The sequence below is a fragment of the Vagococcus sp. JNUCC 83 genome, assembly GCF_053667615.1.
In genome coordinates, this window is the sequence record NZ_CM132204.1 from 1,726,787 (window position 1) to 1,750,708 (window position 23,922).

At 32.8% G+C, this 23,922-nt stretch carries 23 protein-coding genes; 3 read left to right on the top strand and 20 right to left on the bottom strand.

Annotation, left to right across the window (positions count from 1 at the left end):
• Positions 1-28: 28 nt before the first annotated feature.
• The 3 genes from JNUCC83_RS08385 to JNUCC83_RS08395 form a co-directional block, all read right to left on the bottom strand.
• On the bottom strand, positions 29-271 hold the full coding sequence (locus JNUCC83_RS08385) for a hypothetical protein (protein ID WP_454459591.1): 243 nt from the start codon (positions 269-271) through the stop codon (positions 29-31).
• A gap of 35 nt (positions 272-306) precedes the next feature.
• A complete protein-coding gene (locus tag JNUCC83_RS08390; protein WP_454459592.1) occupies positions 307-2,022 on the bottom strand; it encodes a retron Eco8 family effector endonuclease in 1,716 nt (571 codons plus the stop codon).
• Between the two features lie 105 nt (positions 2,023-2,127).
• Complete coding sequence (locus JNUCC83_RS08395; protein ID WP_454459593.1) at positions 2,128-2,448, bottom strand: helix-turn-helix domain-containing protein; 321 nt, start codon at positions 2,446-2,448, stop codon at positions 2,128-2,130.
• A gap of 135 nt (positions 2,449-2,583) precedes the next feature.
• Here JNUCC83_RS08395 and JNUCC83_RS08400 point away from each other — a divergent pair, with 135 nt between their 5' ends.
• Positions 2,584-2,748, top strand: coding sequence for a hypothetical protein (locus JNUCC83_RS08400; protein ID WP_454459594.1), 165 nt, complete (start codon positions 2,584-2,586; stop codon positions 2,746-2,748).
• Between the two features lie 268 nt (positions 2,749-3,016).
• Here JNUCC83_RS08400 and JNUCC83_RS08405 read toward each other — a convergent pair whose 3' ends face one another.
• From JNUCC83_RS08405 to JNUCC83_RS08460, 12 genes are all read right to left on the bottom strand, one after another.
• Positions 3,017-3,262, bottom strand: a complete 246-nt coding sequence (locus tag JNUCC83_RS08405; RefSeq protein ID WP_454459595.1) for a hypothetical protein — start codon at positions 3,260-3,262, stop codon at positions 3,017-3,019.
• Between the two features lie 237 nt (positions 3,263-3,499).
• A complete protein-coding gene (locus JNUCC83_RS08410; protein ID WP_454459596.1) occupies positions 3,500-4,276 on the bottom strand; it encodes an SDR family NAD(P)-dependent oxidoreductase in 777 nt (258 codons plus the stop codon).
• 79 nt (positions 4,277-4,355) lie between these two features.
• Positions 4,356-4,730 carry a MerR family transcriptional regulator gene (locus JNUCC83_RS08415; RefSeq protein WP_454459597.1) on the bottom strand — a complete coding sequence of 125 codons (375 nt, stop codon included), beginning with the start codon at positions 4,728-4,730 and terminating at the stop codon, positions 4,356-4,358.
• A 154-nt stretch (positions 4,731-4,884) separates the two neighbouring features.
• Positions 4,885-6,324, bottom strand: coding sequence for a glycoside hydrolase family 1 protein (locus tag JNUCC83_RS08420; RefSeq protein WP_454459598.1), 1,440 nt, complete (start codon positions 6,322-6,324; stop codon positions 4,885-4,887).
• Positions 6,325-6,339: 15 nt separating this feature from the next.
• Positions 6,340-8,217, bottom strand: a complete 1,878-nt coding sequence (locus tag JNUCC83_RS08425; RefSeq protein ID WP_454459599.1) for a beta-glucoside-specific PTS transporter subunit IIABC — start codon at positions 8,215-8,217, stop codon at positions 6,340-6,342.
• A 152-nt stretch (positions 8,218-8,369) separates the two neighbouring features.
• Complete coding sequence (locus JNUCC83_RS08430; RefSeq protein WP_454459600.1) at positions 8,370-9,212, bottom strand: PRD domain-containing protein; 843 nt, start codon at positions 9,210-9,212, stop codon at positions 8,370-8,372.
• A 99-nt stretch (positions 9,213-9,311) separates the two neighbouring features.
• Positions 9,312-10,538 carry an allantoate deiminase gene (gene allC / locus JNUCC83_RS08435; protein ID WP_454459601.1) on the bottom strand — a complete coding sequence of 409 codons (1,227 nt, stop codon included), beginning with the start codon at positions 10,536-10,538 and terminating at the stop codon, positions 9,312-9,314.
• Positions 10,539-10,558: 20 nt separating this feature from the next.
• Positions 10,559-10,924, bottom strand: a complete 366-nt coding sequence (locus JNUCC83_RS08440) for a cupin domain-containing protein (protein ID WP_454459602.1) — start codon at positions 10,922-10,924, stop codon at positions 10,559-10,561.
• A 12-nt stretch (positions 10,925-10,936) separates the two neighbouring features.
• Entirely contained in the window at positions 10,937-12,076 is a 1,140-nt protein-coding gene (locus JNUCC83_RS08445) for a glycerate kinase family protein (RefSeq protein ID WP_454459603.1), read from the bottom strand.
• A 20-nt stretch (positions 12,077-12,096) separates the two neighbouring features.
• On the bottom strand, positions 12,097-13,056 hold the full coding sequence (locus JNUCC83_RS08450) for a D-2-hydroxyacid dehydrogenase (RefSeq protein WP_454459604.1): 960 nt from the start codon (positions 13,054-13,056) through the stop codon (positions 12,097-12,099).
• Between the two features lie 24 nt (positions 13,057-13,080).
• Positions 13,081-13,977 (bottom strand): sugar phosphate isomerase/epimerase family protein, encoded by an 897-nt coding sequence (locus JNUCC83_RS08455; RefSeq protein WP_454459605.1) that lies wholly within the window; start codon positions 13,975-13,977, stop codon positions 13,081-13,083.
• Positions 13,978-14,005: 28 nt separating this feature from the next.
• Positions 14,006-15,676, bottom strand: a complete 1,671-nt coding sequence (locus JNUCC83_RS08460; protein ID WP_454459606.1) for a thiamine pyrophosphate-dependent enzyme — start codon at positions 15,674-15,676, stop codon at positions 14,006-14,008.
• Positions 15,677-16,005: 329 nt separating this feature from the next.
• Between JNUCC83_RS08460 and JNUCC83_RS08465 the strand changes: the two genes are divergently transcribed.
• Complete coding sequence (locus JNUCC83_RS08465; RefSeq protein ID WP_454459607.1) at positions 16,006-17,607, top strand: PucR family transcriptional regulator; 1,602 nt, start codon at positions 16,006-16,008, stop codon at positions 17,605-17,607.
• 183 nt (positions 17,608-17,790) lie between these two features.
• Here JNUCC83_RS08465 and JNUCC83_RS08470 read toward each other — a convergent pair whose 3' ends face one another.
• The 3 genes from JNUCC83_RS08470 to JNUCC83_RS08480 are packed head-to-tail and all read right to left on the bottom strand — an operon-like array spanning position 17,791 to position 20,543.
• The gene (locus JNUCC83_RS08470; RefSeq protein ID WP_454459608.1) at positions 17,791-18,279 is read right to left on the bottom strand and encodes a PTS sugar transporter subunit IIA; all 489 of its coding nucleotides are present in this window, start codon (positions 18,277-18,279) and stop codon (positions 17,791-17,793) included.
• 55 nt (positions 18,280-18,334) lie between these two features.
• On the bottom strand, positions 18,335-19,840 hold the full coding sequence (locus JNUCC83_RS08475; protein WP_454459609.1) for a PTS transporter subunit EIIC: 1,506 nt from the start codon (positions 19,838-19,840) through the stop codon (positions 18,335-18,337).
• Position 19,841: 1 nt separating this feature from the next.
• Positions 19,842-20,543, bottom strand: a complete 702-nt coding sequence (locus tag JNUCC83_RS08480) for an N-acetylmannosamine-6-phosphate 2-epimerase (protein ID WP_454459610.1) — start codon at positions 20,541-20,543, stop codon at positions 19,842-19,844.
• Between the two features lie 147 nt (positions 20,544-20,690).
• Between JNUCC83_RS08480 and JNUCC83_RS08485 the strand changes: the two genes are divergently transcribed.
• Positions 20,691-21,509, top strand: coding sequence for a MurR/RpiR family transcriptional regulator (locus tag JNUCC83_RS08485; protein ID WP_454459611.1), 819 nt, complete (start codon positions 20,691-20,693; stop codon positions 21,507-21,509).
• Positions 21,510-21,644: 135 nt separating this feature from the next.
• Here JNUCC83_RS08485 and JNUCC83_RS08490 read toward each other — a convergent pair whose 3' ends face one another.
• Positions 21,645-21,767, bottom strand: a complete 123-nt coding sequence (locus JNUCC83_RS08490; RefSeq protein WP_454459612.1) for a hypothetical protein — start codon at positions 21,765-21,767, stop codon at positions 21,645-21,647.
• A 10-nt stretch (positions 21,768-21,777) separates the two neighbouring features.
• Positions 21,778-23,922 (bottom strand): ferrous iron transport protein B, encoded by a 2,145-nt coding sequence (feoB, locus tag JNUCC83_RS08495; protein WP_454461351.1) that lies wholly within the window; start codon positions 23,920-23,922, stop codon positions 21,778-21,780.

The following is a 23,922-nucleotide window of genomic DNA, read 5'->3' on the forward strand; positions in this document are numbered from 1 at the left end:
TCTACTGAAGCAGATAGATAAAAACATACTACTCATCATCCATTATTTGTTCGACAAGATTAATTATAGCATATAATTCTGGGAAATCTTTCTTAAAACGTTCTTTCTTCTTTTTATTATTCTTATCTCCTCTATATTGCTGTTGCCCTAATATAGTTTTATCATAATATTCCAAAAAATTGCTAATCCAATAGCTATTTTTCTTTATTTGATTTTTCATTAGCTTAGAATACTTATCTGGTATTTCTATATCAGAATAATTATTAAGCATTTCTGTTTTACCAGAGAAACGCAGACGATTGAAACTTACTCTATCTTTAAGGATAATATTTTTAAGTATTTTTTTTCTTTATTCATTCTTTCTGAAACTGTCTTATCTAACTTTATCATTTCAGCCAAATTCTTATAACTAGTTTCATTTATATGCTTATTTCTTCTCCATCTATTTATATATTTATTAGTCTTATTATTGATAATCGTTCCCTCAATAGTTGTTCTAACAGCAAACACGTTATTATAATTATTGAAATTATTTATCCTCTTATATGCTGCTGAAAAATTTTCTACTGATTGAAAATATCCATTAACTGTATATTCTCTTTTGGATGAGTCAACTATTTTCTTTTTCATATTTAAATATTTTTGAGACTCTAACTTACCATAATTATATTTCAACTTATTCTCTATCTCTTTATTAACTAAAGGCGAATACCATAAATCAATTATTTTAAATTTACACTTATTCTCTTTGTCATCAATAAATTGAAATTTAATTAATTTATCTAAGTCGATTAATATTAAATATGGTATTGCCGCATTACTCCTGTTCGGTCCTAACATTTTAAGTATATGATCATTAGAATTCGTATTCACTATTTCTACTTTTTTTAAGATTGGAAATAACGAAACTAGCATCTTATTACTAAATAATTCTACCTCCGATACACCTTCGACAAATAATAAAAAATCTGCAAAAAACAGGCTCGCCTCACGATCAGATATAATCAATTTATGATTATTTTCTGAAATCTTATTAATTTTTCGTATTTCTGTATAAGAGTCTTTTAATTTTAGATTGTATAAATCTCCTCCGTTTCTTAGTACATATGATATTAATCTAGCAGAGTGAGAAAAAATGATAAAATTTACATTTTTAGAATATTCCACTAATTTTTCCATTAGTTCGTCAATCATCTTAGGATGTAATCCTAATTCTGGTTCATCTAATATAACTGTCACATCTTTTAATCTTTTATTTGAAATCTCATAAGCTATATAAGCTAAGAAGAGTATGTAATTTTGAGAATTAGTACCATCAGAATAAAACTCTAGCTGCTCATCATTACTTATAAATTTTCTTCCGCCCAATTGTAATTGTAAAAGCGATATTATTTTTTCCTTTTTACTGTGTTTATGTATGGATAAGTCATTACCTACTAAAAAATCTCTAAATAACTTTGAATACTTATCAAACTTTTGAAATTCATTAGTTTTTAAAGTTTCTAATAATTCGTTACTAATTTCATTAGCGTCTTTCGCATTTACTAAATCCCCAACAACACTCCATAATTCTCCCCAATCAGTTAACCTTATATTTCTAGTATCACAAAAATAAACTGGATGAGAGTTAAATATAATATATCTTAACTCATAATCAATATTCCATTCTATATGTTCCCTTTTTTTTTGTTCTAATGTAACAAAAAACGACTGTTCTGTTGATACATCAGTGTTAAGCATACTAAATAACTTTTTGTCATAAGAATCAGTAGAATATTTTTTTATTCTACTAAAATCATATTCTATAGTTATTATTATTTTATTTTTATACTTATTTAATGTATCAAAATAAGTATTACTTTCTTTTATATCTATTAAATTATCATAAAAATATGATATTGCATTCATAATTGTAGTTTTTCCAACTCCATTCTTCCCTACAAAAGAATTAATTTCAGAAATATCCAATTTTAAATATTCAATCGATTTAAAATTTGTTATTTCTATAGATTTAATTGACATAATAAACCCTCTTCATCACTATTTATTTATTCCTATCATAACATTATTAAATTTAAATAATATATTCTACTATAGATTTATATCTAAAACTCTTAAAGTAATTCTTTATCTTTCATTTTTATCTAATTCTAAAATTCCATTAATCAAAGTTAATACTTGCTCTTTATTATTAGCAATCGATATGTCATATTGTATTCTTTTAAGATCATCATCCGAACTTTCAAAACTAAAAAATTCATCATAACTTACTCCTAAACCACTAATAATTCTATCTAAAAGTTCTAATGAAATATTATTTCTTTGACCTCTCTCAATTTTTCCTAAATAAGATAAATCTATTCCTGCCTTATTCGATAAAATTTCCTGAGTTATTTCTTTTTTTACGCGTAATTCTCTTATTCGCTTTGATACCTCATCATTTAGCATTAAGTTCTCCTCACCTTATTCATTCTTACCTCTAATCATATATTCTTTCCACTTATTTTTTTAGGTTTCAAAAAACCTTTTAAAGATGTTAAAATAAGGAATATATTACTTGTTAATAACTAAAAGGAGGAAATTATGAAGAATAGAGATTTTTCAACTGTTCAATCATCTAAACAGATTGAAAGAAAAGTAATGAAGAAAGCCAAAAAACAATGGGTGGTAAAAGGACTATTATTTTCTACAATTTTAGAAGGAAATCTACTTTTATCAAATATTAAAACCTTTGTTCAAAAAACATAAAAATAACGGATTTCACGCACATCTGAACAAATCAAAGCAGAAATCAAGGGTAACAAATATGTTATCCAATGGGGAAGATATTTTATCTACCATTGAGGTGTATGCCCTACAACTTGTTTGGGATAATCAAAATTAGGAAAGTTAGTTAATTCTTCAAAATCTACCCATAATAGACTTCTAAAAATATACTGTCCTTCACATAAAATACCAATATGATTACTAATCCACACTACATTTTCGTCAGAAATTTTTTTTAAATGCCATGCCTCTAGTTTAGAGTCCTCAGTGTAGCCCGTAAGTTTAGCTTCATTAATTCCTCTCTTATTGTCATGAAATATTTAGGATTTTTCAAAGAGTAAATTTTAGGACTAAAAATCAAATAATCCGAATCATGATTTCCTAACAACATGATTACCTCAATACCATTATTTTCTAGTCTTTTCTTGAAATCTAATAAGTAATTTAATTCATCCATATACAGTTTTATATTTTCTGTTTGATTATATGCATCCATATAATCCCCTAATAAAATTAATTGTTTACAATTGAATTCTTTCAGTTTTTTTCGACCATAAGCAAAATAATTTGTACAGTTAAGTGTAAATCACCCACTAAGATAGTCCTCATATCTATACTCCCATTTTCATACCAACTTATTATAAAAAACGAATAAGCAATTTATATGTAAACATAGATTACTCTAGATTTTTCTATGTCATTAAAAAATATTAATCTCAACATTGTTTTAGTACTACTTTTTTTGATTATGTGATGAGTTTCCTGCATAAGTAAATATTGGATTTTCTAAATCAAACTCAAACGTTTCAAAATTAACTATACCAACTACTTTATTACTATCATATAAATCTAATAAAAAACCTGCCATTTGGTCACTTGTATGATAGTTTCCGAAACTTTCATCATAATCATAATTGTCTATATCATTGGCCTGATTGCCAAATTCTGTTTTCGTTGCAGCTGGTGCTAATACTTTTGCTTGCATTTTTGCTCCAGTTTCTTTTAATTCATGAGCCAAACCTTCAGTAAATGCACTCACATAATATTTTGTGGCACAATAAGTGACAGCATTTGGGACAATCACATACCCTCCACGCGAAGATAAATTGATAATTTGAGTGCCTTCAACATCTTTGTAGTCATGAACAAATAGTGTTGATAAAATGGTTAAAGCTGTAATATTCAAATTCAGCATATCTTCTATTTTTTGTAAATTTTGTTCCGCCACACTACTATAATCTCCAAACCCAGCATTATTAATCCACGTCTCTAACTGATAAGACTTTAAATCGTTATAAAGCGAGTGAGCATTAGAGACAACAGATAAATCACAGCTTTTAACTACCACTTCTACAGATGGAAAAGTTGTTTCTATTTCCCGTTTAATGTCCTCTAATTTTTTAATTCGTCGAGCGACTAATATCAAGTTTTTTCCTCTACTTGCAAAAGCTTTGGATGTAGCATATCCTATTCCTGAACTTGCACCAGTAATGACAATATATTTTTTCATAAAATAGCCTCCTTAGGTTTATGTCTTACTAAGAATACAACCTTGAGTTAACTCCATGTCAAATACTTATAAAAAATATTTATGCTTCTGTTTGTTTATCAGACATCATTTTTTTGTATACATTAATTTTGTGATTCAAAAAATTAATGTGCTCTTCTGTTTCTCTTTTTTTATCTTCAAGAACTTCTTGTTGTTTATATAATAAAGCCATCCTCTCTTCGATTGTTGTATCTCCTTGATTCCTCAAACTAGCATAAACCTTTATATCTTTTATAGACATTCCAGTTTGCTTCAATTTTTTAATAAAATCAATCCAAATAATATCTGATTCAGTATAAATTCGCTGATTTTGTCTATTCCTTTTAGATACAATCAAGTGTTCTTTTTCATAATAGCGTAACGTATCAATTAGTATATTGACCTCTTTAGAAAATTCTCCGATACTAAAAACCATTCTTTTCCTCTTTTCTATCAATTTCTTCAGCCTGTATTTATTAGATTTAATATACCTTATTCTTAGTCGAAATAATAGAAAATAACATATTAAAACGACCTCTTAAGGTTAGATAGAACTCTAACCATTAAAGGTCGTTACATTTATTATTTTATTAACCCAAATCTTCCCCATTTGTCGCAATGACTTGTTTATACCAATCAAATGATTTTTTCTTAGAACGATTTAAGGTTCCATTGCCTTCGTCATCTAAATCAACATAGATAAATCCATAACGTTTACTCATTTCACCTGTTGAAGCGGATACTAAATCTATACATCCCCAAGGAGTGTAGCCCATCACATCAACACCATCTTCAATTGAACGAGCGATAGCTTCAATATGATCTCTTAAATAAGAAATACGATAATCATCTTCTACATAACCATTTTCATCTACTTCATCATATGCACCTAGCCCATTTTCCACAATAAATAATGGCACATTGTAGCGATTATATAACTCATTACATGCAATACGTAAACCTTCAGGGTCAATTTGCCATCCCCAGTCACTTTGTTTTAAGAATGGATTTCTCACGCCACCCATTAAGTTTCCACCAACTGTTTCCACTGTTTCTTGTGTCACATCGACAACTGCTGACATATAGTAACTAAATCCAATATAGTCCACTGTATTTGTGGCAAGTAAAGCTAAATCAGCCTCCGTAATATCCAAATCAGACCATTTTACCCCTTTATTTTTTAAGAATCTTTCAGTATAAGCTGGATATTTCCCTCTTACTTGAACATCTGGACAAAAATAATTAAATTCTTGGTTTTCAATAATTGTTGCCATGACATTAGCTGGATTAGAGTCCATACTATAAGTTGTACCATAAATAATCATACATCCTATTTCTAAATCAGGACTTAGTGAGTGAGCATATTGAACAGCTTTAGCACTGGCAACAAATTGATTGTGCCAAGCCTGTGCGATATTTTTGTAATCATTTGCTCCATTTGATTTTACTAAACCTTGACTTAGAGCTGGAACATGACTTGCTGAATTGATTTCATTAAATGTCATCCAATATTTTACTTTATGATGATATCTTGATAACACCGTTTCAGCATAACGTTCATAGAAATTAATCAACTGGCGGTTCTTCCATCCACCATATTTTTTAGCTAAATTCAGTGGCATTTCATAATGCGAAATCGTAATAACTGGTTCAATACCATGTTTCACACATTCGTCAATTACTTGGTCATAAAATTTTAATCCTGCTTCATTTGGCTCAAGTTCATCTCCTTGAGGGAAGATACGTGCCCAGGCAATTGAAAAACGGTAACATTTGAATCCCATTTCAGCAAATAAAGCAATATCTTCTTTAAAGCGGTCATAATGATCAATCCCTCGATGGTTTGGATAAATATATTTATCATCTAACTCCCAATTAAAATCGTCACTTGTTAAAATATTAAATCGTTCTTTTCCACCTGGCATTGTATCTGCGACAGTTAACCCTTTACCATCTCTGTCATATGCCCCTTCTAATTGATTAGCAGCTGTTGCGCCACCCCATAAAAAATTCTTTGGAAATTTACTCATGTTAACCTCTCCTATCTAGTTATTTTTTAAAATTAATAATAATTCATCACCAAACTTGATGTTTCCATCCGTTTTAGTGTCAATCACATCAGCATAATCATTGGTATTCGTCACTATAACCATTGTCACAGTTTCAAATCCACTTTCTTTAATTTTGTCTATATCAAAAGTCACAAGTTTATCTCCTACTTCAATTTTATCACCTGTTTTAACATGTGACCCAAAATACTTACCATTTAATGATACTGTATCAATCCCAATATGAATCAAAATCTCTTCTCCAGTGTCTGCTTTAATACCAATCGCATGTTTAGAGTCAGGCAAAACCATTACTTCTCCTGACACAGGAGATATCACTTCACCCACAGTTGGATCAATGGCTATTCCTTTTCCCATGACACCAGTAGAAAACACTTGATCATTTACTTTTGATAATTCAACTAAAGCTCCCTCTGCTGGAGATACCACAACGTAGTCTTCTCCATTATCGACTGGTTTAGTTACTTCTTGTGGTGAAGAAACATCTTCTTCCACATCATCAAATCCAATCACTAACGTTAATATAAACGGCACAACGATTGAGCCAACATAACAAAGAGCTGCAATAATGATACTACTTGAAGCATCAGGATTAACAAATAGAGGTAAGGCGAATAATCCCAACATGCCAGCTAGCCCAAAAGATTTCACTGAAAAGAACGTTGCAATACCACCTAAAATAGCACTGGATCCCATAGCGATGTAAAATGGTTTTTTAACCTTCATGTTTATCCCATACATTGCTGGTTCGGTAATACCAAATATTGCTGAAAGTCCAGCTGAAAAAGCAAGCTGTTTTAATGCTTTGTTTTTTGTTCGAATACCTACTGCAAATGCTGCCCCACCTTGAGCGGCATTACTAACAAGCATAGATGTTGAGACCATACTGTCATACCCTAATGTCGAAATATTTTGCATAGCAATAGGAACAAACGCATAATGCATACCTGTCATAATGATTAATGGCATCAATCCAGCGAGCAATGCCCCTGCTAATGGTCCAGCTACACTATAAAGCCACGTAAAGAAGCTAGCAATGACTTCACCAATATTTGTTCCTAATGGTGCTAATATCCACAAAGTAATAGGAATAGTTACTATTAATGTTAATAATGGCGTAAACATAAATGTCAGTGTTTCAGGGACATACTTCCTAAAAAACTTATGAACATATTTTAGTAAAATAACCGCAAATATAATTGGAATAACGCTAGAAGAATAATTAATTGCCGGTATTTTTATCATAAAAAAGTCAAAACTTGTTTTATCTGTCAAACCTCTTGCCGCATCCAATATTGTTGGGTACATCATAGTTCCAGCAACAGCTAACGCCAAATATTCACTTGTTTTTAATTTTCTAGCAGTTGAAACAGCTAGGAAAAATGGTAGGAAGAAAAATACACTATCACCAATAGCATTTAAAATCGCATACGTATCTGTTTTGTCAGACAACCACCCCATAACAACCGCAAGTGAAGTAAAACCTTTCAATAACCCCACTCCAGCTAAAGCCGGAATGATAGGTGTGAAAATCCCAGATAATGTGTCCATCACTAAGGATACAACACCTTCTTTTTCAGTTGATTTTCCTCCACCACTACCTCCACCAACTATTTTTTCAACTTCCTCAAAAGCCTCGCCTACTCTATTTCCAATAACAACTTGAAATTGGTCTCCCGAAAATTGAGCGCCCATCACGCCAGGAATTTTTTTAATTGTCTCAATATTTACGAGATTTTTATCTTTCAGATTAAACCTAAGACGCGTCACACAATTCCAAGCATTAATCACATTGTCTTTTCCACCAATATTTTCTACTACACCTTTTGCCAATTCTTCATAATTTGTTGCCATGTGTTTATCTCCTTTTCTAATATATTTTTATGTAAAAGGTGGCCACCTTTGTAAAAATCAAAATAAAAAGACCAAATAGATAGATACAAGGAATCCATTCTTCCTGTAATCTTCTACTTGGTCATGCCTGATCGAATCAGTAACAGTCCATTTTAATTATTTATATTTTTAATTCGTTCAATGTGTATGGTTAGATATAATTCCTCATCATAACTTAGCTTCCAATGTTTCTCTTCATATAAAAATCGACTAATTTTTTCCACACATTCATACGATTCTGGGTATTTTGATTTCACCATAGAAAACATCTCTATAGGTAGGATATCTTTCGTTTTTTCTCCAGTTATATGCCTTAAGATAAAATACCGAAGATGTGTAATAAAACGAGAGTAACTAATTGTTTTTGGATCAATATCTGATTGAAAGTGATACCGCACAATGGTTAGTACTCGCTGAATCAAATGAGTTACACCTGCGACTTGATCCATTCTTTCTAAACTACTATTTGCATAAAAAAAGTGATAAGTTAAATATATTTCTTCTGATGATGGTAACAATATACCTAATTCATCTTCAATTAACTGAACAGCTTCTTTAGCTACAGCATATTCTTCTGAATAAAATTGCTCAATTTCCAAACTTAAAAAATCATCATACGTGTCATTATTTTTGGCTCGTGTCATCGCATAGTTCAAATGATCTGCTAAACCAATAAAATTATTAGTAGAAAACGTAATAGACAACTTTTCCTCAGCTAATCCTATAATATGATTAGTGACATTGATAATTTTTGGATCGATATCTGTAAATACATCAATTAATCTTGAGTCCTTTTCAATATCTTGAGAGATAAATTTCTTTTCAATAATAGACTCATCGATTTTATCACCTTTTTTGTAGCCAAATCCTATTCCTTTACCGAATATGATGTATTCGATTCCACTGTCATCTTTAGACAAGGCAACATTGTTGTTAATTTTCTTTATATAAGTCATTGTTCATCCTCAAACACATGTTTTCTAACAACACATAAATCATACCTTTATTTGAAAACGATGTCAACTTTTTTATATAAATAACATACTTTAATTTTATTATTTATAGGCTAACTCGTATAACGTAGCTATTAGCGCTTTTACTCCCTGTGTTAAATCACATATGTCTGTTGCTTCGGCTGGACTATGGCTAATTCCTTTGATACTCGGTACAAAAATCATAGCAGTTGGTACAAAAGAAGCAAATATCTGTGAATCATGTCCTGCCCCACTATGCATAACTTGATAATCTAAATCCGATTCATCACACGCTGATTTTATGATGTTTACTAAAGTCTCATTCATAGGCACTGGTTTTTCTGTCATCCAAAGCGATATATTAATGTTTAAGTTATTCTCCTGTGCTATTTTTTTCATCATTGAGGTCATATCGTTTGTAAATAATTCTAACAATTGTTCATCAGTGTGACGGCAGTCTATCGTAAACATGACTTTCCCTGGTACGACATTTACTGTGTTAGATACTAGTTCAACTTCACCAAATGTAACAACTAACGGATCACCAAGTGTTTTAGCATAGTCTATTGTTTGACTGACTATCTGACTATACCCATACATAGCATCTTTTCTATAACCCATGGGTGTTGTACCTGCATGATTTGCTTCACCTTCTAACGTTACCGTATAACGTTTTTGCCCAACAATGCTTGTTACAACCCCTAATGGTTTTTTTAACGTTTCTAAAACATTTCCTTGCTCGATATGTAGCTCAATAAACGATTTAATATCTGTCCGTAGATCTTTAGATTTCTTGAAACCAAATCCGGCTCGCTGCATAGCTTCAAAAAAAGACATACCATCAGCATCTTTTACATCCAATACATCCTTACTATCAGCTAACCCCCATAAATTTTTACTTCCCCAAAAAGCATATGGAAATCGGCTTCCCTCTTCTTCTGCAAGCGATACCACTTCTAAGCTACGTAAAGGCTGTCCATATTTATTTTTTAAGTAATCTATTGCTAAGTACGCAGCAACCACACCAAACTGACCATCTAGTTTACCACCTTCGATAACAGTATCTATGTGTGAACCAGACATAATCGTTTCATTTGGGTACTTACTTCCCTCAAGCCTTCCAAATAAATTTCCTATCTCGTCATAAGAAGTTATAAGTCCCATCTGTTCAAATTGTCCTTTTAGCTCTTTTTGTGCTCTGCACCACTGATTATCATATAAAAGACGAGTAATTCCACCTGAGTTAGTTCCACCGATGTTAGACAACCACAATACATTTTCTTCTACTCGTTGTTGTAGATTATCCATAATTTTACCCCTTATAATTATTAATCTTCATGAACAATCAAGTCCATTGGATGCGGCCCGGCTACTCCTACAAAAATAAATCGGTCATCTCCTGTATTTTCCATGCCATGTTGCTCCCCTGGTCTTGAAATAATCATATCCCCTTGCTCAATAGTTACAGCTTCCCCATATCCTGGATAAAAGGTTCCATGACCTTGCACACAAATCCATAAATCATCTGATGTCGTATGAGAATGTTTAAAAACGGACTGCCCCGGCTCTAAACACCATAATGCCCCTGCTGTTTTTTCTGTTTCATAAAAAAAAGTTTTTTTTCCTTCAAAAGCATCAAAACTTGCTAGTTCGTCTATTTTAAACAATCTTTCTTCAATGTTTGACTTTGACATAAACCGTTCTCCTTACTTATTTTTTATTGCTTGATAAAATCTTCCTAATTGTTCAGCTGTTTGTTCTAAACTAATCAATGTATTTGACTTACTTAATATTGTTTTTTCATCTGCAATTTGTCGAATAATAGGAAAGAACGCATCGATTCCATATTTGTTGCATTCTTCTACATCATCAGAAACGCTTCCACATATAGCAAGCAATATCTTCCCTGTTTCTTGAGTTAATTCAGCTAATGCAGATGGTACTTTCCCCATAACCGATTGGGCATCTAGTCTTCCTTCTCCCGTGATAACAATATCTGCTTTTTTTACTTTATTAATGATATTTTTTTCTTTAACTAATAAATCGAATCCTGAAAATAATGTCGCGTTTAAATAAGCCATAAAAGCAAACCCTAAGCCACCTGCTGCCCCAGCTCCTGGAGTCATAATAAAATCATTATTGAGATAATCGCTACTTTTTAACCCAAACGTATGAATGAATCGATCCATTTTTTCTACATCTTGATTTTTTAATCCTTTTTGTGGACCGAAAATTGCGGTTGCTCCATTTTTCCCGATTAATGGATTTTTAACGTCACTTGCTATAATAAATTCACACTCTTTTAATTTATTTGATACTTTAGAATCATCAATTTTCGACAAGTTGCCTAATTCACAAATGTTTTCGTCTATTAGGAAACCATCTTTAGTAAAAAAACGATACCCTAACGCTCGTAACATGCCTAATCCAGCATCATTCGTTGCACTACCGCCTAAACCTACTATAAACCGTCTATAACCACTATTAATTAAACTTTCTATCAACTCACCTAGTCCAAATGTAGTTGCACGAAAAGGATCCAATTCCTCTTTTTTGACCAGTGTAATACCAGATGTTTCTGCCACTTCGATATAGGCTGTATTTTTATATATGCCGTGTTTAGCATAGACATCACTGCCTAAAGGGCCTGTTACCTTTTTGACCATTGTTTTTCCATCCGTCTGATACAAAAAAGCCTCAACTGTCCCTTCTCCACCATCAGCCACAGGAACTATCTCTATATGAGAAGATAGTCCTGATTTTTTTATTCCTTTGCTGACAGCTTTTCCAGCTTCTAACGAACTCACACTACCTTTGAACGAATCCATGGCTATTAGTATTTTCATTGAATTCCCTCATTTCAATTTTAAGGATTAACTACGTTTTCTGGTGTTCCTTTTTTAAATTGCTTAACATTTTCTACAGCAATATCCATCAATCTCCCACGAGCTTCTTTAGATGCCCATGCAATATGTGGTGTAATTAATATATTATCAGTCTCTAAAAGAGGGTTATCTTTTTTAATTGGCTCTGTAGAAACGACATCTACCGCAGCTCCACCAACTTTCCCTGAATTTAGAGCATCCCTTAAATCACTTTCGTTAATCAATGGCCCACGAGACGTGTTGACTAAGAAAACTCCGTCTTTCATTTTAGAAATTGTTTCTTTATTAATCAAGTTTTCTGTGTCAGGGAATAATGGGCAATGTAGTGAAATAACATCTGCTTCAGCATATAACTCATCTAAAGGTACCATACGTGCACCCGCAACAATATCTACTTTACTACCTCGATCATTGGCTATGACTTTCATGCCTAAAGCTTGGCAAATTTGACCAACTTTTTGACCAATACGCCCAAAACCAATAATTCCAATAGTTTTGTTAGCTAATTCTACTTGTGGGAAGTTCCAGTAACACCAATCGATGCTATTTGTCCAATCACCACGTTTTACAGAATCAGAGTGAGCACCAATATGATGACACAACTCTAATAACATAGCTACAGTATACTGAGCAACCGTATCTGTTCCATATGTTGGAATATTCGTTACGACAATGCCTTTCTCTTTTGCTGCATCAGTGTCAATTACATTGAACCCTGTAGCTAGTACACCAATATATTTTAAATTAGGTATTTTTTCTAGTATTTCTTTACGTATAGGAACTTTATTAACCAATACTATCTCAGCGTCCCCAATACGTTCGACAATATCTTTTTCATCTGTTCTATCATAAACAGTTAACTCTCCTAATTGTGCTAAACTATCCCATGTCAAATCACCAGGATTTTCTGTATAACCGTCTAGTACGACTATTTTAGTCATCTTTATTCACCTATCCTTTTAATTTTATAATTGTGCCCAAGCTCGTTCAATGACACGCTTTGTGTTAGCTACTATAATGTCAGCATCTTCATCTGGACGAGGTAGTACTTCAAATGATAAGACCATTGGATTATTACGATCTAAAAGGTTTTCTTGTTTTAATACTTGGAAAAAGTCTAATAGTTCTGTTGTGTCGTTAGCACTATTTGGGTACCCAAATCTAGGATGTAAATCTCCATAAGCATCGCATCCTTCTTTTACAACAGCATTTCCAATGTGTAAATGTGTAATATAAGGTTTTGTACATTGAATAGCAAATTTACTTGTTTCGTATGTTGTTGGAAAATGTGATAAATCCATAATTAACCCAAAGTTAGCATGTGTTAGTCTTACATCTCCAGCAAATTGGGCCGCTAATGGTGCAGGTCCAATCAACGCACATTTATCCATATCATAATCAAATACTTCTAACTCTACCATCATATCTTTTTTTGCAGCATATGAACAAACATTTCTCGTCGTTTTTAACAATTGTTGATACGCTTTATCTTTTGTTGCTTCTTCCCATTCTCCAGCTAAAAATGCAATGCCTTTTGCCCCAAGATACTCCGCTTCATCTACTGCTTCAATCAATGTTTTTTCAGCTAGTAATCGTTTGTCTTCATCTAAATCATTTGGATTTAACCCTGGGCCAAGTAACCTAGGTTGTGCCCCATAACAAACCTTCATGTGACTTTGAGCTAACAAATCTCTTGCTGCCTCTCTTTCTTTGTCATCATGAATTTGTGTCATTTCAATTGCGTTGAAAAACGGATCTCTTGATACTTTAGTTACCGTATCTAACAAACCATAGCGTTGTGGTGGGTAACTCATCCATTGAATTAAACCTAAATCAAAATAATTGTGAATACTCTCTTGCATCTTTCTTCCTCCTAGTAATAATTATTTTTTATGCAAAGCTTTTAATTTTATCTAATGATGGACCCATATCACAAAGTTGTTCTTGCACACAGATAGCATCAATCACATATGTTTTTCCAGAGTCTTTTGCTCGTTTTAATGCTGCTTCTAATTCGACTGGTGTAAAGGCTCGTTCAGATTGGCAACCAAACCCTTCAGCCACTTTGATGTAATCCATGGTGCCATCTTGGTTATAAGGCATGTCTACACCATACTCAAAGTCGTACGCCCCAATTTGATTTTGACGAATTAATCCTAAATAAGCATTATTGACAATAACCACGATAATAGGTTTATTCAAAGCGGCTGCAACAGCAATTTCTTCTACCATAAAGGTAAACCCAAAATCTCCTAATACAGTAACTGAATGAACAGATGGATCCGCAACTTTTGCCCCAAATGCAGCTGGAATTTCATATCCTAGTGTTCCTGCTCCACCTGAAGGCAAGTAACGACGAGGTTTATTAATCTCTTGTAATTGTCCACTCCAAATTTGAGTTATCCCACATCCAGCTGTAAACATAGTGTTATCATCAAATGCTTTGTTCATTTCATAAAATACTCGGTGTGGCATCATTGGTGTGCTATCATAATCTGTTTTTCTTGCTAGTTCTTTACGTAATGTTGGAAGTTCTGCTGCTCTTTTAGTGTTAACTGGTTGACTATTGCGTTTTTTAGCTTCTTCTGTTAAAGCAATAATTCCTTTTTTAGCGTCAGATACAATGCCCAAATCAGGTTCAAACACTTTTCCAATTTGCCCTTTTTCAATATCCATATGAATAAATTTTCTACCTTCACGATAGACGTCTAAACTTCCTGTATGTCTATCTGTAAATCGATTTCCAATACCAATAACAAGGTCGGACTCTAAAAAGTATTTATTACCAATTGGTTGCCCAACTTGGATACCTGCATGACCTGCGTTTAATGGGTGATCAACAGGAATACCACCTTTAGCCATATAAGTTGTAATAACCGGTATATCTAATAATTCGGCAAACTCAATCAATTCTTTTTCAGCATGGGATAAGATAACTCCACCACCCATGATAATAACTGGGGCACTTGATTCTTCGATTAAATCCATTGCTTCTTTAATTTTTGGCAAATCAGGTGTCACTTCTTCAATTCTTTGAGGTTCATAATCCGCTATATCAAACTCAATTTCTTGTTGTTGAATATCTAATGGTAAATCTATTAAAACTGGTCCTGGTTTCCCAGAACGCATGAGATAAAAAGCTTCTTTCATGACATCAACTATTTCGCTGCCATCTAAAACACAAAAGACTTTTTTACACACAGTTTCTGCAATACTAACCATGTCAACACATTGGAAAGCATCTTGTTCCATTTGCCAACTATTTGCTTGGCCTGTAATCGCTAAAACTGGAATCGAATCAATATTTGCAGTATATAAACCTGTGACAAAATTTGTTGCGCCAGGTCCTGATGTACAAAGGGCTGCTGCCATTTTATGTGACGCTCTGTAATATCCATCTGCTGCATGCATACACGCTTCTTCATGACGCATACAAAAATGTTCGATTGGAGCATTTTCTAAATATTTGTATACAGGATTAATCCCCGCTCCAGGAATTCCAAATGCATCTGTAATACCTTCTTTGACCATAATTTGAACAATTGCTTCAGCGACTTTCATGTTATCAACCTCTTTCCGTTTCTCTTAGTGATATTGTGTTTCACTTGAATTCATGTTAACTTATTCACATAAAGCTATAAATGTAAGCGCTTTGTTTTTGTTTATCGCAATGTTTGTTTTGTCCACTGTAGACAAAATAAATTTAAAAAAAGATTTTTAAAACAGCTAAGAATGAAAACGTTTTATAAAAATCAACTAGAGTAGATAAAAAAGTTCCTTTAATAAACTTTTGTAATTGTGTATTAATGACACTGGAAATATAATATGACAAACATGCTAATAACATGGATAACTTTTTATATTAACAGCATTTTAAGGGAGGGATTTATATGACAACACTAAATGACATATTATCAATGGATTTTTTTTCAGAATTGACGGTATTAAATCAACATGGCGATTTAGATAGACTATTGGATACTGTTGAAATAACAGAAACACCAGATGTTAGTAACTTCATTCCAAAAAACACATTTATTTTAACTACGGCAATGGCTTTTCAACATAATAATAGCGGGCTATGTGACTTCATTCGCTCTCTAGCTAGTACTTCAGCTACTGGTCTTGGTATTAAGGTTGGACGCTTTTTACCACACATTGATCAATGTGTGTTGGATACAGCCAATGAACTACACTTTCCTCTTGTTCAAATACCTACGGAAAGAACTTTAGGGGATGTTGCTCACAAAATTTTGGGCTATCTATGGAATAATCAAAATGAACAGTTTTTCTTTTCTCAAGAAACACAACAAGAATTAGTTAACTTAATGTTGAATGGTGCTTCAGTGGATGAATTGATTACACAACTTGGATTGATGACTAAACAACCTATCTTTTTAGTTAATCCATATGGTGATATTTCTTCATCTTTCTATTTAAAATCAGATAAAACAATGCCTAAAAAGCAAAAAAAGTTATTAGAAAAAATTAGACCTTATCAAAAAGAACAGATGCTTGGTCAATTTTCCTTTAACTTAGAGGATATAGATCAAACGACAATAAATGCCTATCCGATTCAATCGACTGTATATTTTCCATATATACTTGTCATTTTTGATGTTGAAAAAATGCCTTATCCTTTATCTCAATTAGTCATTCAACAAGGCATCACTGTTTTAACGTTAACGTTGTATAATAACCATAAATCTCGGTTGAAACAAAAAAAAGAAAGAAAAGAGTTGCTCAACTACTTGCTTCATAAAGATTCCAGTAAAACTGATTCGGAATGGTTAGATTATAAAAAACATTTTCCCATACTTAATGCTAGTTATTATCAAGTCATTACCATACAAAATAATGTTACCAATAGTCAATTAGCAAACTATTCAGCTATAGATTCATTTATCTATGATTATCTACTCGATTACTCTCAAAATCATCCATATGATATTGCCTTATTTCCAACAGATAATCTTGATGAATTTATTTTTATTTTGTACGAAAGAGTCAGACTCACTGAAATTTTAGTTGAGTTACATAATGACCTGTATTCAAAATTTAAACTATGGTTACGTTTTGGCATTGGTCATTCTGTGACGACTATTGAACTCCTGCCCTACTCATATGACGAAAGCAAGAAATGTCTGGATAACTCAAATGAAACAAAAAAAATTGTACTTGAAAGTACAATCAATTCATTTAAATCCTTATTAAAAGACATACCTAGTAAAAATATCGAATATTTTTGTCTCTCTGTTTTAAAAAGTCTTGCATTTCCAAAAAATCAAGGTGAACAGGACTTACGGCATACACTTGATGTTTATTTATCTAGGCAATGTGAAATTACAAAAACATCCGAAGTACTATTTATTCATAGAAATACAGTAAAATATCGGCTAAAAAAATGTGAAGAATTATTTAACCAATCAATACATGATCCTGATTTTTCACTGCAACTTCGTATTGCATTATATCTATCAGAAGGTATTTAAAATAAAAAAATCGAAGCCCTTAAATATAAGGCTTCGATTTTTTATGTCATCAAAAGGGGTACGTTTATGCATCTTCTCTTAGTTTAATTAGAAATGAATTCAACGGAATATTTTTATAGTTATTTCACCTCATAGAGTTAACTAATTTTTATATAATGGATAAAATAAAGACTTTTTATCTAATTATTTTAAAATAAACTTTCCTATAGGTTCACTAATAGAAACTTCTTCTGACGTGTTTACTGACATTGATTTAATTTTTTCGGCATAATTTGGAAAAACAACAATGATATCAGTCTGTTTATTTTTGGATTTTAGTTGATCTAAATCAATAGTTGCAAGTTGTGTCCCTAAAGAGACTTTATCTCCCTCTTTAACATGAACAGTGAACGGTTCACCGTTTAGTTCAACAGTGTCTACACCCATGTGAATTAAGCACTCAAGCCCCTCACTGGTTTGCAACGTAATAGCATGCTTTGTTGGAAATACAGACATCACAACACCTTCTATAGGTGACGAAATATTACCACTTTTTGGTAAAATAGCAAATCCATCTCCCATCAACTTTTGAGAGAACATCTCATCAGACACTTCAGCTAATTCAATTAATTTACCTGTTGCTACAGCATAAATCGGCATTGTTTTTTCTTTCTTTTGAAACATCTTAAACATTTATATCACCTCAATTATTCTCGCTATTCACTCATTTATTCGGCTAAAAATAAATTTATTCATCTAATCCTAAAATTTGATTAATTTCTTGACTTAACAAATCTGCTTTACCACCATAAACAGCTTGTATTCCACCTTGAACTTCAAATACAGCTGTAGCTCCTAGCGTTTTGAACACATCTACTTGGACTTTTTGGCTATCCTTTACAGAAACTCTCAAGCGTGTCGCACAAGCAGTAACAGATTCGATATTTTCTTCAGTTCCTAAAATTTCAATAATTTTTATTGCTTCTTCATGTAGAGTACTCTTTTTATCGGATGTTTCAACATCATTTAATGCACTCGTTTCATCTTCCATCCCTGGAATAGCCACATGGAATTTTTTGATACATACGGTAAACACAATATAGTAAATCACTGCCCAAACTAGTCCTAATGGGATAACTTTCATCCAATTGGTCTTGTCTTCACCTTGAAGTAAACCAAATAATAAGAAGTCAATGAATCCTCCAGAGAAGGAATTACCAATACGAATATTTAAAATATCTGCAAAGTAAAATGCTAACCCATCTAAAAAGGCGTGAATTACATATAGCCATGGTGCCACAAATAAAAACATGTATTCAACTGGTTCTGTAATACCTGTTAAAAATGATGTTAATGCACCACTAAAATATAATCCACCATTTTTTTCTCTATTTGCTTTTGGAATCGCTCGATACATCGCATAACAAGCAGCTGGTAACCCAAACATCATAGTAATAAAACGACCAGCGAAGAATCGAGTACCATAAGTAAATAATCCTGTATGTTGTGGATCTGCTAATTGGGCAAAGAATATATTTTGAGCACCTGATATAGTTTGACCTGCAACTACTTCACTTCCACCAAGTGATGTATACCAAAACATTGGATAAATTGTATGATGTAGTCCAACAGCTCCAGTTAAACGTAGTAAGAACCCATAGAAGAACGTTCCAATACTTCCCATCTCAGCAATATGATTTCCTGCAACAACTAACGCATCCTGAATTGGTGGCCAAATAATATAAAAGAAACTACCGATTATGATTGCAGCAAATGATGACACGATTGGAATAAACCTTGATCCACCAAAAAATCCTAAAAATTGCGGTAACTGTATTTTGCGGTATTTATTATGTAGAGTAGCAACCGTCACACCAATCACGATTGACCCAACGACACCTGTATCAATGGTCGCTCCTTCTGCAGAAAATAATTGCAATAATCCACTAATCGTTGCTGTATAGACTAAGAAAGCAACGCCGCCAGCTAACCCGGCTGTTCCTTTATCTCCTTTAGCTAACCCAACAGAAATACCAATAGCAAATATCAACGCCAAGTTTGCAAAAACTGCATTTCCGGCTGAACTCATAATACTTAAAATGGTTTGTAACCACCCTTGATCTAAAAACGGATAAGCAGCAACAGCACTTTCGTTAGTCAATGCACCACCTAAACCAAGTAATAAACCTGCTACCGGTAAAATTGAAATTGGTAGCATAAAAGCCCTACCTAACTGAGAGAATTTTTTAAACATCTTATTTTTCCTCCTTAGTTAATTCATTTATAAACCGTGTAGCGATTTCTTTTGGTCGAGTAATCGCCCCACCAACAACCAGTCCGCTAACGCCTAAATCCATAATACGTTTTGCTACTTCTGGCGTATGAATTTGGCCCTCTGCTATTACGTTAGCACCATATTCGATTAATGATCGAATTAAATCATCATTAGGTACAACCATATCTTTACTTTCTTCTGTGTACCCACAAAGTGTTGTACCAATAAAATCAATTCCCATATCATGCGCGTTTTTACCTTCTTCTAAAGTTGCAATATCCGCCATAAATAATTGATTTGGGTATTTTTCTTTCACCTGTTTAATGAATTCGTTAATTGTCAATCCATCATAACGTTTTCGTAAAGTACAATCTAGTGCGATAACTTCAACACCTGTTTCTACTAATTCATCTACTTCTTTCATCGTTGCTGTGATAAAAGGTTTCTCAGGTAAATAATCTCGCTTAATAATACCAATAATAGGTAAGTCTACTTTCTCTTTAATTTGTTGAATATCTCTTACAGAATTTGCTCTTATCCCAACTGCCCCAGCTTCTTTTGCAGCTAAAGCAAGTAGAGGCATAATACCACCCTCGTCAGTATAAAGAGGTTCTCCTGGCAACGCTTGGCAAGAAACGATTAAACCTTTATTAATTTTAGATAAAAAGTCTTCCTTCTTCATTCTCCATTTACGCTCCGTTTTTATTTTATTTTGGATTTATTCTCCAGAAATAAATTTAGCATACGTTTTCATCATTGTAAATACATTAGTCAAATTATTTTTTTTATCGTATACTTATGAAAGTAATTATACATACGGAGGTTTACCATGGGCTTCAAAAAGCTGTTACAAGAACATTATGATACATTAACTAAATCAGAAAAAAAAATTGCTGATTACATCCTCAGTACAAACGAAAAAATTATTCATTCTACCATGAGTGAAGTCAAACAAGAAACAGGTGTAGGAGATGCCACGATTATCCGTTTTTGCCAAAAACTTGGTTTTTCTGGTTTTACTGATTTGAAAATAGATATAGCAAAAGAAGACTTTACTAATAAAAAGAAATATAATCACTCAACCTATTTTTATAGCGACACTGCAAAAAATTTAGCTAATACCTTGAAAATGACTGAAGATAGTCTTGATAATCAAGCATTAAATCATGCGATAAAGTTAATACGTGACTCTAAAAGAATTCATATTTTTGGGATGGGGTCTAGCGGAAATACTGCCAATGATCTTGAAACCATGTTTTTAAGAGTCGGTATACAATCTAACGCCAGTATTGATCCTCATTTACAAGCGCAAATTGCTTCTTTGCTTACCAGCGATGATTTAGTTATTGGCTTGTCATTGTCTGGTAAAACAAAAGATACATATGATTCATTAAACATAGCAAAACAAAACCACGCCAAAATAATTGCTATTACTAACTATCTATTTTCACCTATTGCCCAGTTAGCAGATGCTGTATTACAAACAACTGTCGATGAATTTTTAGATGGAGGATCCATTGCAGGTAAAATGTCTCAATTATATATTTGCGACTTACTCATCAAAGGATATGAAATCAAACACAATGTCTCATCCCTCGACTTACGGGAAAAAGTATTACGCTCAATTATTGATAAACGTTTAGAATAAAAAAGAGGCTGACCCAAAAGTATTAGAATATAAAAGATCCCATGAAATCCGTTAATTACAACGTTGATTTCATGGGATTTCTATTTTGATAGTTAAGTGATTTTGATTGAAAAAGTTACTTTTGGGTCAGCCTCTTCATTTTTTTATTGGACAATCTGTGGAGGAACAATCACATGCTTTTTCTTTTTTTATACCATACTTATATACAACCCTAGCTACTCCTAAAAAAATAATTCCAGCTAAAATAATTGTACCCATACTATCACTCCTATAATATACTGATACCTTCTACGCCAACCAATTTTTCTTTTTTTGGCTTCCTTACCATCAATACTATAACTCCCATGATTAGAAGACTAGCCAATGCTTGACCAATACCAAATGTACCACCTTCAAAAAAGAAATGACCAAATTGGTAAACAATTAAACTAACTATATATGCTAACATACACTGATAACCAATCGCCATCGCTGTCCATCGCCAATCATTCATTTCACGTCGAATAGCCCCAATGGCAGCAAAACAGGGAGCACATAACAAATTAAATAATAAAAATGAATAACCTGCTACAGGGGTTAAACTAGCACCTAGTACTGGCCAATATTCTTGTCCTGTCTCAGAAACTTCTTTCATATGACTATAGAGAATACCAAACGTTCCTACGACGTTTTCTTTTGCGACAAGCCCTGTTACTGTTGCTACTGTCGTTTTCCAATTTCCCCATCCAAGTGGAGCAAAAATAAATGCGACGGATTGACCTAAAAAAGCTAAAATACTTTGATCTGTTTCTACCATTTGTCCTCTAAAATTAAATGAAGATAAAAACCAGATTATAACAGAACTTGCAAAAATAATAGTCCCTGCTTTTTTTACAAAAGATTTTGAGCGTTCAATCATTTGTCTAACACTATTTTTAAATCTTGGCATGTGATAATCAGGCAACTCCATAATAAATGGTGCTGTGTCTCCACTGAATAATGCTGTTTTCTTTAATATAATACCTGATAAAACAATGGATCCTATCCCCACAAAATAAGCTGATGGTGCAACCCAAGAACTGTGTGGGAAAAAAGCTCCCGCAATAAGACCAATAATAGGTAATTTAGCTGAACACGGCATAAACGTTGTTGTCATAATCGTCATACGTCGATCTTTTTCATTCTCTATTGTTCGACAAGCCATCACTCCTGGAACACCACAACCTGTTGAAATCAACATTGGAATGAATGATTTGCCAGATAAACCAAAACGTCTAAAAAATCGGTCCATGACAAACGCAATACGTGACATATACCCACAATCTTCTAATAACGATAAGCATAGAAATAGGACCATTAACTGTGGTAAAAATCCTAGTACTGCGCCGACTCCCGCAATAATCCCATCAAGGACAAGTGCTTGTAACCAAGGTGCGATAGCCATCATATCCATTAGTTTTGTGACATTATCTGGTACAATTTCTCCAAATAACACATCATTTACCCAGTCAGTCCCAATAGTACCGATAGTTTGAATGGATAGGTAATAAACTAACCACATCACAAACGCAAAGATAGGTAAGGCTAACCACCTATTCGTTACTATTTTGTCGATTCGATCGCTCATACTTAATTTATAATTCGTCTCTTTTACACAACACAAACCAACAATTTGGCTGATATAATTATATCGCTCATTAATAATAATACTTTCACTATCATCCCCGATAATTTCTTCTGTCATACTGATAATGTCTTCAATTTCTTTTTTCACTTTATCAGACATGACGTTTCGTGAACAAACTGTTTCATCTCTTTCAAATAATTTGATACTGTACCATCTCTTTTGATTAATAGGTATATTATCTGGTAATAACTCACTTATTTCAAACAAAGCCACTTCTAAGCGATTATCATATAAAGGAAAATTTGGAATTTTTTTGTGTACAAGCAATTTATCTATTTCTACTAAAGTATTAGTTAAGCCTTCTTTTTTCGTCACACTCATTTTTACTACAGGAATCCCTAAAGAATAAGCTAGTTTTTCTTCGTTTAACCGAATGCCTTTTTTCTCAACGACATCCATCATATTTAATGATAAAACCATAGGAACCCCTAATTCTAATAATTGTGTTGTTAAATAAAGGTTTCTTTCTAAATTACTTGCATCAAGGATATTTAAAACAACAGATGGATTATCCTCTAATAAATAATCTCGTGCAACCATTTCTTCAGGGGTATAAGGTGATAAGGAGTAAATTCCTGGTAAATCTTGTAATAAAACATCTGTATACTTTTTTAGCTTCCCTTCTTTTTTTTCTACTGTCACACCTGGCCAGTTACCTACTGATTGATTCGCCCCTGTTAATTCATTAAATAAACTTGTTTTTCCACTATTTGGATTTCCAACTAATGCGACCTGTTTTTTCACTAT

What these genes read in the sequence shown, in the direction of transcription:
- JNUCC83_RS08460 (WP_454459606.1), bottom strand. Translation starts at nt 15,676, where the DNA reads ATGAAAGTCGCTGAAGCAATTGTTCAAATTATGGTCAAAGAAGGTATT.
- JNUCC83_RS08395 (WP_454459593.1), bottom strand. Translation starts at nt 2,448, where the DNA reads ATGCTAAATGATGAGGTATCAAAGCGAATAAGAGAATTACGCGTAAAA.
- JNUCC83_RS08390 (WP_454459592.1), bottom strand. Translation starts at nt 2,022, where the DNA reads ATGTCAATTAAATCTATAGAAATAACAAATTTTAAATCGATTGAATAT.
- JNUCC83_RS08470 (WP_454459608.1), bottom strand. Translation starts at nt 18,279, where the DNA reads ATGTTTAAGATGTTTCAAAAGAAAGAAAAAACAATGCCGATTTATGCT.
- JNUCC83_RS08405 (WP_454459595.1), bottom strand. Translation starts at nt 3,262, where the DNA reads ATGGATGCATATAATCAAACAGAAAATATAAAACTGTATATGGATGAA.
- JNUCC83_RS08490 (WP_454459612.1), bottom strand. Translation starts at nt 21,767, where the DNA reads ATGGGTACAATTATTTTAGCTGGAATTATTTTTTTAGGAGTAGCTAGG.
- JNUCC83_RS08475 (WP_454459609.1), bottom strand. Translation starts at nt 19,840, where the DNA reads ATGTTTAAAAAATTCTCTCAGTTAGGTAGGGCTTTTATGCTACCAATT.
- JNUCC83_RS08445 (WP_454459603.1), bottom strand. Translation starts at nt 12,076, where the DNA reads ATGAAAATACTAATAGCCATGGATTCGTTCAAAGGTAGTGTGAGTTCG.
- JNUCC83_RS08430 (WP_454459600.1), bottom strand. Translation starts at nt 9,212, where the DNA reads ATGACTTATATAAAGAAAATTAACAACAATGTTGCCTTGTCTAAAGAT.
- JNUCC83_RS08425 (WP_454459599.1), bottom strand. Translation starts at nt 8,217, where the DNA reads ATGGCAACAAATTATGAAGAATTGGCAAAAGGTGTAGTAGAAAATATT.
- JNUCC83_RS08455 (WP_454459605.1), bottom strand. Translation starts at nt 13,977, where the DNA reads ATGCAAGAGAGTATTCACAATTATTTTGATTTAGGTTTAATTCAATGG.
- JNUCC83_RS08480 (WP_454459610.1), bottom strand. Translation starts at nt 20,543, where the DNA reads ATGAAGAAGGAAGACTTTTTATCTAAAATTAATAAAGGTTTAATCGTT.
- JNUCC83_RS08385 (WP_454459591.1), bottom strand. Translation starts at nt 271, where the DNA reads ATGCTTAATAATTATTCTGATATAGAAATACCAGATAAGTATTCTAAG.
- JNUCC83_RS08420 (WP_454459598.1), bottom strand. Translation starts at nt 6,324, where the DNA reads ATGAGTAAATTTCCAAAGAATTTTTTATGGGGTGGCGCAACAGCTGCT.
- JNUCC83_RS08415 (WP_454459597.1), bottom strand. Translation starts at nt 4,730, where the DNA reads ATGGTTTTTAGTATCGGAGAATTTTCTAAAGAGGTCAATATACTAATT.
- JNUCC83_RS08400 (WP_454459594.1), top strand. Translation starts at nt 2,584, where the DNA reads ATGAAGAATAGAGATTTTTCAACTGTTCAATCATCTAAACAGATTGAA.
- allC (WP_454459601.1), bottom strand. Translation starts at nt 10,538, where the DNA reads ATGGATAATCTACAACAACGAGTAGAAGAAAATGTATTGTGGTTGTCT.
- JNUCC83_RS08465 (WP_454459607.1), top strand. Translation starts at nt 16,006, where the DNA reads ATGACAACACTAAATGACATATTATCAATGGATTTTTTTTCAGAATTG.
- JNUCC83_RS08450 (WP_454459604.1), bottom strand. Translation starts at nt 13,056, where the DNA reads ATGACTAAAATAGTCGTACTAGACGGTTATACAGAAAATCCTGGTGAT.
- JNUCC83_RS08440 (WP_454459602.1), bottom strand. Translation starts at nt 10,924, where the DNA reads ATGTCAAAGTCAAACATTGAAGAAAGATTGTTTAAAATAGACGAACTA.
- JNUCC83_RS08485 (WP_454459611.1), top strand. Translation starts at nt 20,691, where the DNA reads ATGGGCTTCAAAAAGCTGTTACAAGAACATTATGATACATTAACTAAA.
- JNUCC83_RS08410 (WP_454459596.1), bottom strand. Translation starts at nt 4,276, where the DNA reads ATGAAAAAATATATTGTCATTACTGGTGCAAGTTCAGGAATAGGATAT.